The 13117-nt window shown below is 36.1% G+C and carries 13 protein-coding genes; 1 reads left to right on the forward strand and 12 read right to left on the reverse strand.

The window, feature by feature from the left end:
• Positions 1-15 precede the first annotated feature (15 nt).
• The gene (locus tag C2I06_RS13745) at positions 16-843 is read left to right on the forward strand and encodes a manganese catalase (RefSeq protein ID WP_095330310.1); all 828 of its coding nucleotides are present in this window, start codon (positions 16-18) and stop codon (positions 841-843) included.
• Positions 844-945: 102 nt separating this feature from the next.
• On the opposite strand, the gene C2I06_RS13750 is transcribed toward C2I06_RS13745, so the two are convergent.
• The 12 genes from C2I06_RS13750 to C2I06_RS13795 all read right to left on the reverse strand — a co-directional run bounded on the left by C2I06_RS13750 (position 946) and on the right by C2I06_RS13795 (position 13070).
• Positions 946-3129: a heavy metal translocating P-type ATPase gene (locus C2I06_RS13750; protein WP_123259154.1), complete on the reverse strand. Its 2184-nt coding sequence runs from the start codon at positions 3127-3129 to the stop codon at positions 946-948.
• 295 nt (positions 3130-3424) lie between these two features.
• On the reverse strand, positions 3425-3763 hold the full coding sequence (locus tag C2I06_RS13755) for an ArsR/SmtB family transcription factor (protein ID WP_095330309.1): 339 nt from the start codon (positions 3761-3763) through the stop codon (positions 3425-3427).
• A gap of 217 nt (positions 3764-3980) precedes the next feature.
• Positions 3981-4715: a M23 family metallopeptidase gene (locus tag C2I06_RS25545; protein WP_249928220.1), complete on the reverse strand. Its 735-nt coding sequence runs from the start codon at positions 4713-4715 to the stop codon at positions 3981-3983.
• Entirely contained in the window at positions 4715-5002 is a 288-nt protein-coding gene (locus C2I06_RS25550) for a coiled-coil domain-containing protein (RefSeq protein ID WP_249928221.1), read from the reverse strand. The genes C2I06_RS25545 and C2I06_RS25550 overlap by 1 nt, the downstream gene beginning before the upstream one ends.
• Positions 5003-5052: 50 nt before the next feature.
• A complete protein-coding gene (locus C2I06_RS25555) occupies positions 5053-5379 on the reverse strand; it encodes a coiled-coil domain-containing protein (RefSeq protein WP_249928222.1) in 327 nt (108 codons plus the stop codon).
• Positions 5380-5595: 216 nt separating this feature from the next.
• Positions 5596-6489: a permease-like cell division protein FtsX gene (gene ftsX, locus C2I06_RS13765; RefSeq protein ID WP_095330307.1), complete on the reverse strand. Its 894-nt coding sequence runs from the start codon at positions 6487-6489 to the stop codon at positions 5596-5598.
• On the reverse strand, positions 6479-7165 hold the full coding sequence (gene ftsE / locus C2I06_RS13770; protein ID WP_047943910.1) for a cell division ATP-binding protein FtsE: 687 nt from the start codon (positions 7163-7165) through the stop codon (positions 6479-6481). The genes ftsX and ftsE overlap by 11 nt, the downstream gene beginning before the upstream one ends.
• A gap of 672 nt (positions 7166-7837) precedes the next feature.
• On the reverse strand, positions 7838-8656 hold the full coding sequence (locus tag C2I06_RS13775) for a YitT family protein (RefSeq protein ID WP_095330306.1): 819 nt from the start codon (positions 8654-8656) through the stop codon (positions 7838-7840).
• Between the two features lie 380 nt (positions 8657-9036).
• Entirely contained in the window at positions 9037-9837 is an 801-nt protein-coding gene (gene bacA / locus C2I06_RS13780) for an undecaprenyl-diphosphate phosphatase (RefSeq protein ID WP_123258224.1), read from the reverse strand.
• Between the two features lie 142 nt (positions 9838-9979).
• Positions 9980-11665, reverse strand: coding sequence for a DUF6044 family protein (locus C2I06_RS13785; protein ID WP_095330304.1), 1686 nt, complete (start codon positions 11663-11665; stop codon positions 9980-9982).
• Positions 11662-12090, reverse strand: coding sequence for a GtrA family protein (locus C2I06_RS13790; protein WP_095330378.1), 429 nt, complete (start codon positions 12088-12090; stop codon positions 11662-11664). The genes C2I06_RS13785 and C2I06_RS13790 overlap by 4 nt, the downstream gene beginning before the upstream one ends.
• Complete coding sequence (locus C2I06_RS13795; protein ID WP_095330303.1) at positions 12090-13070, reverse strand: glycosyltransferase family 2 protein; 981 nt, start codon at positions 13068-13070, stop codon at positions 12090-12092. Before C2I06_RS13795 ends, C2I06_RS13790 begins: the two co-directional genes overlap by 1 nt.
• Positions 13071-13117: the final 47 nt, after the last annotated feature.

The following is a 13117-nucleotide window of genomic DNA, read 5'->3' on the forward strand; positions in this document are numbered from 1 at the left end:
TGAGGAGGGGAACCAATGTTTTTTCACATTAAAGAGCTAGCCTATGAAGCAAAACCGGAGAGACCCGATCCAGTTTTCGCGAAAAAAATACAAGAACTAATTGGTGGACAATTTGGAGAAATGTCCGTTATGAATCAATATTTATTTCAAGCTTGGGGAACAAGAAAAAATGATAAATATCGTGATTTATTATTAGATACGGGAACAGAAGAAATTGGTCATATTGAATTATTATCAACCATGGTGGCAAGATTATTAGATGATGCGCCCGTTACCGAGCTTGAAACAGCAGCTGCAACAAATCCAGCAATGGCTGCTATTATTGGGGGAATGAACCCGCAGCATGCGATTGTTTCAGGACTTGCCGCAATGCCCAAAGATAGCGTAGGGGTACCTTGGAATGGAGGTTATGTAGCTGCAAGTGGAAATCTACTAGCAGATATGCGCGCAAATTTAAATGCAGAATCGCAAGGTAGACTTCAAGCAGTCCGGTTGTTTGAGCAAACCGATGATCGAGGCATAAAAGATATGTTATCATTTCTAATCGCCCGTGACACGATGCATCAAAACCAATGGCTTGCCGCAATTTACGAATTAGAGCAAAAAGAAGGCGTAGTTGTACCAAGCACTTTCCCTAGACATTTAGAAAAGACAGAAGTATCTTATCTCTTTCTTAATCATTCGATGGGAGACGAAAGCAGTAAGGGGAGATGGGCATCTGGACCAAGCATGGATGGCATGGGGACATTCCAATATGTCCGAGATGTACCACCATTTGGTTCTGCACCTAAATTAAAGCCTGCTCCTCCAGCTGAACATAATACTCCTCCTAATCTTAAATAGGAGACAATTTCATTCATAAAAAAAACGGAGCCAGTCGTAAACACTAGCTCCGTTTTTCCTTGAAGTAGAATAAATGCAATTCTTCTCTCCGAAATCCTCTCTTTATATCCCTTTCACTTGCAATACTCTCATTGCATTAAGAACGGCAAGTACAGTAACACCTACATCTGAGAAAACTGCTTCCCACATCGTTGCAATCCCAAATGCACCTAGAAGGAGAAAGATTGCTTTAACTCCTAGTGCAAATATTATGTTCTGCCAGACGATTCGACGTGTACGTTTTGCAACAGAGAGTGCAGTGGCTATCTTAGAAGGCTCATCTGTCATAAGGACGATATCTGCTGCCTCTATTGCTGCATCAGCACCTAAACCTCCCATTGCCATTCCCACATCTGCTCTTGCTAAAACAGGGGTATCATTAATACCGTCTCCAATAAAGAGAATTTTTTCCTTTGCTTGCTTATGCTGATCAAGCTTTTCGATTTCTTCTACTTTATGCTGTGGCAATAATTCTGCATGAACTTCATCTATTTTTAAAAGAGACCCAATCTTCGCGCCAACCTTTTGAGCATCACCAGTTAACATCACTGTTTTCTTAATTCCTTGCTCTTTTAGTAGTTGAATAGCTTTCTCTGCATCTTCTTTTATCTGATCAGAAATAACAATAGAACCGATGAACTCTTGATCTGCTGCCACATAAATAACTGTTCCGACTTCTTCGTTTGGTAAATAATTGATATTTTCTTTGATCATTAATTTTTGATTACCAGCTAACACTTTTTTTCCATCTAGCTCAACCAAAATTCCATGACCCGATAATTCTTGATATTCTCCAATGCGTTCCTCTATGATCTGTCCTTGATATGCTTTGCGAATGGATTCAGCAATTGGATGATTGGAATGCACTTCTGCATATGCTGCATATTCCAGCACTTCCTCTTCTGTAATTCTAGGTGCTGGGTGAATGGAGTCTACTTCAAATACTCCTTTTGTTAAAGTACCAGTTTTATCAAAAACCACATATTTCACATCATTTAAAGCTTCTAAATAATTGCTTCCTTTTACTAAAATTCCTTTTTTAGAAGCTGCGCCAATTCCGCCAAAGAATCCTAATGGAATCGAAACAACAAGCGCACAAGGACAAGAGATAACAAGAAAGACAAGGGCTCGATACAGCCAGTCTGAGAAAGTAGCACCACTTATTAAGAGAGGTGGTACGATAGCTAATAATGCAGCTGTTATTACAACTACCGGCGTATAATATCTTGCAAATTTAGTAATAAAGTTTTCGGTAGGCGCTTTGCGGTTACTGGCATTTTGAACAAGCTCCAGTATTTTCGTAACAGTTGATTCTCCAAAGTCCTTTGTCACTTCGATTGTTAATAAACCATGATTATTAATATAACCACTAAGTACCTCATTGCCAATTTCTATATCTCGCGGAATGGACTCTCCTGTTAAAGCGGATGTATCAACAGAAGAGCTTCCTTCTATCACTCGCCCATCAAGCGGGATTTTCTCTCCAGGCTTCACAATAATAATATCGCCAATGTTCACTTGCTCTGGAGATAGCTTCTTCAGTTCAGATCCATCTTTTACATTGGCATAGTCTGGTCGTATATCCATTAAGCTAGTAATCGATTTTCTAGAACGATTGACAGCTATCCCTTGAAATAACTCGCCTATTTGATAAAAAAGCATAACAGCTACTCCTTCAGGATATTCCTGAATGGCAAAGGCTCCTAATGTAGCGATAGACATCAGAAAATGCTCATCAAATATTTGCCCACGTAAAATATTTTTTATCGCTCTAAATAAAATGTCTCCTCCAACAATTAAATAGGCCAAAAAGAAAAGAGCGAATTCCATTATTCCGGTTAAAGGAGCAAAAAATCCAATTGCTGCAACAAATGTTCCCGCTACTAATCTTCCAACTAATCTCTTTATATTCTCTGTACCATGGTCATGGGAATGCTCATGACCATGACCATGACCATGTTCGTGATGATGCGAATGATCAGGAGATGGAGAAGTAGCCTTTTTCCTCTTTTCTACCATCTTCACATGTGGTTCTAGTCTTGAAATTGTTTTTTCCGCTTTTGCTAAAATACTCTTTTCTTCTATTTCATCCACCTGTAATTGTAATGTTTGTGTAGCAAAGTTAACCGTGCATTCTCTAACTCCATTAATGGATGCTATTCCATTTTCTATTTTCATTGCACAATTTGCACAATCTAAGCCTTCTAATATAAATTCTTTTTTCCGTAGCTGCTTCTCTTCCTCCATTCCTTTCCCTACTTTCTTTAAATTTAATTTATTATACACAATTGCTTCCACTCTTAATATATGAACAATTATTCATATACTCATATTTATATTATATGAATAGTCTAATAAAAGTGTCAATCTATTTTCTGATTTTTTATAAAAAAACCATTCAAATCTAGAGCAAAAAACCTCTAATCTGCAACGGCTATAAAAACACCCCTAAATCGTTAGATTTGATGTCTAACAATTTAGGGGCAGTACAGCATCTATCTATTATATAGAAGCATCTACAGTCTAGATAATTGGTATTTTTTTAATGATGTCTTGCGTGATCAATCATTTGTTTTAACACGCCCATTACATGCTCATCATCACAAGAATAAATCATCGTAGTTCCTTCGCGCTTATATTTAACTAAGCGCAAATTCTTAAGGAAGCGAAGCTGATGAGAAACCGTGGATTGGAGCATACTTAGGCTTTCCGCTATTTCATTAACAGAATGTTGTTTTTTTGATAATAGATGGAGAATTTTTATTCTGGTAGGATCTGATAATGCTTTAAACGTTTGAGAAACAATAAATAATGTTTCTTCATCCAATTCAGACTTATTTATGGGATTCATTGATTCCTTTTTCTCATTAAATTCGCTCATCTCTATTCTTACCCCTTCATTATTACAAACCTTTCCATCTATTATAGCATAGAAATGATTGCTTTCTGTAGTAACATGATTCTTGTTCAGCTCGGTTCTTACTACAAAAAACAATGGCGTTCATTTAATATGAACGCCATAAAGTCAGGTTATAGGAGAATAAAGAGATTATGTTTAACTCTCCTTATTTCGGATAAACTAATACTATACTAATCTATTACAATGGAACAATTCCAACTGGGTTAATAGCATTTGATTTCGCTTGATTCCATGGTCCTTTATGCAATTCGAAATGTAAATGCTGACCAGTAGAATCACCTGTATTACCCATTGTACCGATTTGTTGTCCTTTGGAAACGACATCGCCAGCATTTACTAAACGACTGCCTTCTCTCATATGTGCATACACGGTTGTGTATTGTTGACCATTAATATAATGACTAATAAAAATAACTTGTCCATAACTGGTTGAAGGATATGATCTAATAACTACGCCATCAGCAGCTGCGTATATTGGAACTGTTCCAGTCGCTGCAATATCAACACCTGCATGGAAAGTACCCCAACGATGCCCTAGCCCTGAAGATAAATATCCTGCGCCTGCTGGTCGGGTAAAGCTGCCAGATGATACAGAAGTTTTTGGCTTGGATGCAGGAGAATTGCTTCCGCCATTAGATGAAGCAGTTGTCTTTGAAACTGCTTTGGAAGTAGCCTTTGTATTATTAGCCGCTTGTTTTTGTGCAGCCGCTCTTTCAGCCGCAGCCTTAGCTTCCTCTGCTTTTCTTTGTTTTTCTGCTTCTGCTGCTTGTCTTGCTAATTCAGCTTGTCTTTCCTTTTCTAACTTGATTGCTTTTTCCATCGCCACTTGTTGATCCTTCAATAACTGTTCTTCCTCTTCTAAAGAGAGCATTTCTGCATGAACGTGATTTTCTTCTTTTTCCAATTGAGCCATTAATTTATCTTTTTCTTTTTCTCTGCGTTCAATTGAGAACTTAGTGATTCAAGATCAGCAAGCATTGTTTCAAGAGAGCTTAATTTTGACTTCAGCTCAGCTTTTGATTGTTCCAATAACTTTTTATCTGCTTCTTGTTCTTTAATGATTGTTTGATCCGCTTCTACGATTGTTGCTACTGCACCAACTCTATCAATGAAATCACTGATGCTTTGCGAACCCATTAACACATCTAGGTAATTAACCATACCACCCGTTTGTTGATAAGATCTTGCACGTTCCTTCAATAATTCATTTCTTTTTTCAATTCTTGCTTTTACTTCTTCAATTTGCTTCTCTAATTTTTTACTTCTTCTTTCGTAGTGGAAATTTGTTCTTTTTTCTCTGTGATTTTCACTTGTGTACTAGAGATAGAAGTATTTATTCTTTTAATCTCTGTTTCTACTGAATCTTGTTGGGAATGGATATCACCTAATTTATTGGATGAATCATCTAGTTTTTTCTTTACGTTGCTATGCTTATTCTCAAGATTACTTTTTTCCTTATTCAATTCACTGAGTGAACCTTGGGCAGATACTGGTGATGCCGTAATAGATGTATATGCGATCATACTACTTACACTTAGTGTAGATACAAGTGTTAATTTTGCTAGTTTCTTTTTCATTTAGTACAAGCTCCTCCCCCGTATACCAATCGTTAAAATTGGTAAACCTGATGTTTTCTCTCTTTTTATAAGTTTTATTTCTTTAATCCCACGTCTAAACAATTGCCAATACATCTCTTTAAAGTAGCATTTTTTCCAATATAATAGCTTGAAGCACTGTAGTTCTCGCTCTTCAAGCTATTGACCATAAGACTAATTTATTTATCGACGACTACTTTACACTCTTAAAAACTTGCGGATACTCATTACGGAACCCCATATTCCAATCACCGCTCCCATTACTAGGAGTAACGTAGATACTTGGAATACAAATGGAGTATAATCCAAAATTTTAATATAGCTTCCTGCTAATTTTGCTTTTAAGAACTGATATGCATAGTAATATATTGCGCTAACCGCAGCTATCGGAATAATCGACCCTAAGAGGCCCAGCCACATACCTTCTAAGAAAAATGGCCAGCGAATAAACCAGTTAGTCGCTCCGACTAAACGCATAATTTCAATTTCTTTTCTTCTTGCTACAATCGTAATCTTAATTGTATTAGAGATTAGGAACATCGCTGTAAATAGCAAACCAATAATCAGGACAATTCCTACGTTTCTACTCATATTGATTGCGCTAAACAGCTTTTCAACCGTTCCTTGTCCATACCTTACTTTTGCAACATGTTCAAATTTCTCAATCTTCTTTACTACAGCTAATGTATCCTCTGGATCTTTCGTTTTCACCACAAATACGTCGTTCAACGGATTATCCTGTTCAAAGAGTTTAAAGGCATCCCCATCTTCTCCAAGACTGGTGATTAAGTTGTTCAATTCTTCTCCTTTAGGCGAGAAAATAACACTACCAACTTCAGGAATCGCCTTAATTTCTTCTTCTAGAGCGTTTTTTTCTTCTTTCGTTGCTGCCACATCAATATGCACTCTGATCTCTACATTTTCTTCAAGGGAAGTCGCTACATGATTTAAATTCATCATAATAACGAAAAATACACCAACAAGGATTAATGTGATCGTTACTGCGCTGACAGAGGCAAATGTCATCCAACCATTACGAAGAAGGCTTTTAAAACTTTCTCTTGTATGTCTCGCTACTGTTCTAGCCTTCATAGCCGTATTCACCTCTCGTTTCGTCCCTTACAATTCTGCCGCCCTCAATAGCAATAACACGATGCTTAATCGTATTAACAATTTCACGATTATGTGTTGCCATTACAATGGTTGTTCCTCTATTATTTATCGTTTCAAAAATATTCATAATATCCCATGATGTCTCGGGATCCAGATTACCTGTAGGCTCATCTGCAATTACTAGTTTCGGAGAATTAACGATCGAGCGCGCAAGCGAAACACGCTGCTGCTCTCCTCCAGATAATTCTGTTGGCAGCATTCTTGCCTTATGCTTTAATCCAACTAGCTCTAAAGTATCCATGACTTTTTTCTTTATATTTTTTGGGTTTTCTTCAATAACTTCTAATGCAAAAGCCACATTTTCAAATACAGTTAACGTAGGAAGGAGTTTGAAATCCTGAAAGACAACTCCCATGTTTCTTCTTAATAACGGAACTTTCTTATCTTTTAATTTTTCTAAATTAATACCATTTATTCGGATACTTCCTTGAGTGGGCTTTTCCTCACGATACATCATTTTTATGAATGTAGACTTCCCCGCACCACTTGGTCCTACTACATAAACAAATTCACCTTGATTAATCCTAACATTTATTCCATTAGCGGCTATTACACCGTTCGCATACTTCTTCATTACATTTTTCATTTCTATCATCTATTATCACACCTGAATTATTTTTTGTATGGATTATTGAAAAGCGAAGAAGGTACATATGAGTTTGAAAACATAAACGAATCACTGAAGAGTTATGGTAGAAGTGATTTGGTTTATGAATTTATCCTCTAGCAATAAGCTTTATTTCTTTCACTTATTCCTTCCACTCTTCCATATGATTCAAAAACCAAAATTCGACAAGTTTCAACCGACTAAAAATGACAATCTGCAAATAGTTGCAGGTTGTTACTTTTCTTACTTAAATTATTATAGCATCATAATACGACAAATTAATGTAAAAAATTATTACATTTTCTTTTCAAACATAACATAAAGTACTATCAATTTCATCATATGCCAACAATTCCTATTATTATAGTACTACAAATCGACCTATTTCCCCTTTATTTCTGTAATTTTTCTTGATAAATAGTAATATATACCTAAAAAATATACTGGGTATATCCAGTATTTACATAATGAAAGGGGGCGTTTTAGGTGTCCAAAAAAGTTCATAGAATTAATTTCATCTGCATTATAGGAGTTAAAAAGAAAATTCGACAAAAACAGGCTAGCTTTTTTTCCTATTTCTGTTAAAACCCACAAAAAAATATCTTTTTTAGTCCAATTCCCATTTCACGAATCAACTCTAAAAAAGATACTCTCATTAATTTATTTAAATCCTCTACCAAGAACCTCTGAAGCATCTGTTACAACAACAAAAGCTGTTTCATCGATTGATTGCACTAATTGCTTAAGCTTGATAAATTGGGATTGGTCTACGACACACATTAAAACAGGTCTTTCTGAATCTGTATAACCACCATGCGCTGTTAATCTTGTTACACCACGGTCAATCTTATTTAAAATCCCTTCTCTTACTTCCTCTTGCTTATCTGTAATGATTAAAGTCATTTTGGAACTGCCAAAGCCCACTTGAACAAAATCGATGGTTTTGCTCGTTACAAATAGGGCAATTAAAGCATATAAACCTTGTTCAATACTGAAGACGATAGAAGCGGTGATGACGATTACGCCATCGATCATAGCTACACATTTCCCTAACGAAATGCCTGTATATTTGTTGATAATTTGTGCGGCTAAATCTGTGCCGCCAGTAGATGCCTTGCCTCGAAAAACAATGCCAATTCCTAGGCCAATACCAATGCCCCCATATATCGCAGCTAATAATGGTTCATTGGTCCATGGCTCCAATCCTCTAGAGAGATACACAACAAATGGCAAGAATACGGTACCTATTAATGTTTTCACTCCAAAGTTTCTTCCTAATAATACAACCCCTAAAACAAATAAAGGAATATTAAGGGCCCACTGAACATAGGCTGGCTCCCAATGAAATACCGCCTTCGTAATAGTACTTATTCCACTTACTCCGCCAGATGCAATATTATTAGGTAATAAAAATAAATTAAAGGATAAAGCGACAAAAGCCGACCCTATTAGCACATAAATATATTCGCGCCATTTCATTTTTTTACACCTCTATTTTTTTGTCAGTTTATGTCATATTTTCACGGTGTTCTTATTCGACATCTTTATTAATGATAAAGAGTATAATCCAGAATATGACATGGTTTTAATATCAGCTTATTCTATAGAAAAAATCCACATGAAAAAGAGGAAGCGATGTACCTTTCCCCAGTTTTATGCTTCTAAAAAACAAAATGATTCTTCCAAGCAGAGAGTATATCATCTATTATTTGAAGTGTAAATGGTGGCAAATTAGCGTGGTAAAGCAGTGAAATAACGGGAATCATCTTCAGACGGGTTCGTTATTTTCCGTATTTATGGAAAGTTGGGATAGAATATAGGACCTCACATCAAATGTATGCGAGGTCTTTCTTTCAAGCTTATAAAATAAAAATCCAAAAGAGGAAGGCAAGTACAAAACGATAGTAGGCAAAAGGAGCAAGTTTAATTTTATTGATTAGTTTTAAGAAGAATTTGATCGCTAATAATGCAACAACAAAGGCGGTGATAAATCCAGTCAAGAAAAGAGGGAGATCCTGTGGGGATAAATAATTCCAGCTTTCGAATAAGTCTTTTCCTGTCGCTGCTGCCATAATAGGAATGGCCATAATAAATGTAAATTCAGATGCTGCTTTATGGCTCATTCCAGCAAGAACCCCGCCAGATAAAGTCGCTCCAGAACGAGAAAACCCTGGTACTAATGCAAAACACTGAAACATTCCTACTGTAAAGGCTTGCCGATAAGTAACCTCATCAAGTGTTTCTGCTGTAGGCTTACGTGGCTTCCATTTCTCAGCTGCAAGCATCAGTAAGCCGCCAATTATAAGGGTTATCACGACCGTTCCTGACCGAAAAAGCACTTCCTTAATAAAATCATAGAACAGGATGCCACCTACCCCAAACGGGATAATGCCAATTGCGAGATGAAAAATACTTAATGTCCCAACATCCTCTTCTGTCTGCCATTTTTTCATTCCAAGAATACTTAAAATCCGTCTCCAAAATACAAATACAACGGCAAGAATGCTTCCTAGCTGAATAATAATCTCAAATGTTTTTGCTTTTTCTCCTGTGAATTCCAGTAAATGTGCTACCAATATAAGATGTCCTGTTGATGAAACAGGTGCAAACTCGGTTAATCCTTCCACTATTCCTAATATAATAGCAATGATAATCTCCATGAAGCTCCTCCTATAAGAACAGTATGTGTAAAAGTGGCTATTAACGCCTGTCCATTTTAATATATTTTTTTACCTTCCTATCTAGAATCAAAAATAAAAAAATACCTGACTTCTTCTTGATTAGGAGAAGTCAGGTACTCTTTCACATCACTTTATATAAATAAATATGCCAATTGCTATTTTTTGATTCAAAGTCCTTCATAAAGGTGAGATTAGTTTCTGCTGCATTATTTATCGGAACGGCTGAGAGAACATATTGGCCACCCATCTCTTTCAACGCCTCAACATTTAGTTGTAAATGATTGATTTCTTTATTAGATCGCTTTGAGTATTGATAATTCTTGCCCAGTTCATCGACGAAAATATAGCATCTCCCGCCCCAGTCATCATAATAAGTTCTCAGTGCTTTATTTTTATCAAGCTCTGGCTCTATTATTTTCCTAAATTGAAGCTTGTAATCTAGTGGATAAATATTGCTATAGGAATCAAGGGTATACAAGCCATTGTATTGTGCTATATTCGGATGAATACCGATGCTCACTACTCTATATTGGTCAAGCGGTTTTCCAATGTATTTCTTTATGTCAGTAAACTGATCTGTAGCAAAGTACGCTTTATAGCTTGGTTGATTTTTGTACATGATTTGTTCATTTGTTGGTACTAACACAAGTAATTGACCAATAATCAGTACATAGACTAACTTTCGTCCCATGTTACGGTTCTTCCATAACATTTTTAAGGTAAGAGCAAATAAAACATATATAATCATTGGGCGCAGATAATGGAAGCGCGCAAAATTGAAGCTTGTTAAAATACCAAACTTCTCTTTTAATGGCTGCCAGCCTTCAAAAAACCAAAAAGCATACCATGTGGATAAGACAATATTCAATAGGTGAAGACCTATGTAAAGTTTATTTTCTCGCCACTGTTTTTTCAAAAGAACAAAAAGTAATCCAATTATAGTCACCGGTAAAATAATATATTGATGAATGGTACGATCTTGATTATGACTGATGACATAATTTTTTCCTACAAGCTTTAAGGTTTGGACAAAATCCAACTTTGATTGGTAAAATACATCTCTGTTCGTTAATTCATCGGATATCGGGGCAATCATCGAAGCAACAAGGCGATAATCGATTGCCAAATAAACCATTGTCATATACAAAATAGCAAAAAATAAAGCCCAGTTGCTTTTTTTATTCCGCACAAAGTCATAAAGCCAGAACAGTCCCATGACAGCTAGGAAATAGAAAAAGCCGATAACAAAGGTGGAAAAGAAAGGAAGCAGCGTTAAAACGGCTAAATCTTTCCAGCTTCTTTCACCCTTATAAATATTCAGCATACTCCATAAAGCAAGAGGCATTCCAAGAATACTAAGCATTCCTGACGGCCAATAGGGTGTTAAGCTAAAGGCAAGCGCCACACCAATAGTTAAGATATAAGCTTTATTATGCTCTTCTTTCATCACATATTTTTTCAATAATAAATACATGCCAATAAAAGCAACAAAATGTGTTATTGCTTGGCAAAGGCCATAGGCAATGACTGGTGGCAAGAATTGAAATAGAAACACCATTGCATAATACTCTGAATAATAGGTGTCTCGTGAAAATTCCCCATTCATAATTTGTTCCACTGGTGTATGTAATGGCGAGAAGGCAATTCCGTTATCCTTCATCACCTCATACCAGCCTAAATTAGAATCTAGATTATCATGTACACGCATATGTGCATCTTCATTTAACACAAAATAAGGAAGTACCCATACGAAAATAATGGCAATTGCTATATAAAAAAACTTTCTTTCTCTTTTTAGATAATTCATTTGACGCTCCTAGAATTTTGTTGATATCTTTTTGGAAAAACAAAATATTTTTGTCCAGCATAATTTAACAAAGTATAGAAACCACTTCCAAACAAAACGGCGATTTCATCGGTATAGGAAGCGAAAATGTTCCATTCACCAAGCAGCATTTCAACCAGCACTAATCCTGCTTTATATGCCAGCAGATAAGAGGCTAAAATTACGGCAATAAAGCGAAGTCCACTGCTTCCTAGAGCGGCATTGCTTTTGAATGTAAATCGCTTATTTAAAAAGTAGCTCACACATGCTCCTACTGCATTTCCTATAAAAGTTGCGGCCCAATAATCGAAATGAAAGGCGGTCAAGCATAAATAAATCATCGTTAAACCAATAAAAGTATTCATAAGACCAACTACTAAAAATATAAGAAATGATTTATCCTTCATCAAGATTGTACCTTTGATCTTTTTTCTATTTTTTTGCATAGATTGCTTTCAATAATATAACGTGGACGCTGCTTCACTTCTTCATAAATTTTTCCTATGTACTCACCAATTAAACCGATGCTCATTAGCATTAATCCACCAAGCAGCCAAACAGAAATCATTATAGAAGTCCATCCCGATTCTGTATGTCCCATAAATTTTTGAACAATGGCATATACACCAGCAAATACGCTAATAACAGAAAATAAGAAACCTAGTATGGTAATAAGTCGGATTGGCTTGACACTAAAAGAAGTGATTCCATCTAAAGCAAAAGCAATCATCTTACGGAACGGATATTTGGATTCTCCTGCCGCTCGTTCCTTTCGCTCATAATAAACCTTTGTTGATTTAAAGCCTAGTAAAGGGACAATCCCTCTTAAAAATAAGTTAGACTCTTTAAAGCGCAGCATTTCCTCAATCGCTCTTTTACTTAATAATCGGTAGTCAGCATGGTTATAAACAAGGGATAATCCCATTTTCTCCATTAAACGATAAAAGCCTTGGGCAGTATTTCTTTTGAAAAAAGTATCTGTTTCTCTCTTACTTCTTACCCCATAAACTATCTCATTGCCTTTTAAATACTCTATGATGAAATCTCTGATTACACCCGTGTCATCTTGAAGGTCAGCGTCAATGCTTATTACACAATCTGAAAACTTCACAGCCTCTTCCAAACCAGCTAATAGTGCCCGCTGATGGCCAAAATTTCTTGATAGCTTAATTCCACTAACTAAAGGATCAAACAAAGTTGCATTTTCTATTTTCTCCCATGTCGCATCTTTACTGCCATCATCAATAAACAATAATTGGCTTTGTTCACTGATTAAATTTTCTTCCATTAAATCGCGCAAAACAGTACGTAGATTCCCCATTGTCTGCTCAAATACCTCTTCCTCATTGAAACATGGTACCGCAATGGTTAATATTGTTTTTTGCATTTGTACTACCTCTTTTCTTTCCGTTTATTGCTCAAAATAAAATATCC

This window comes from Niallia circulans (assembly GCF_003726095.1).
In the GTDB taxonomy this organism is placed as follows: Bacteria; Bacillota; Bacilli; order Bacillales; family Cytobacillaceae; genus Niallia; species Niallia circulans_A.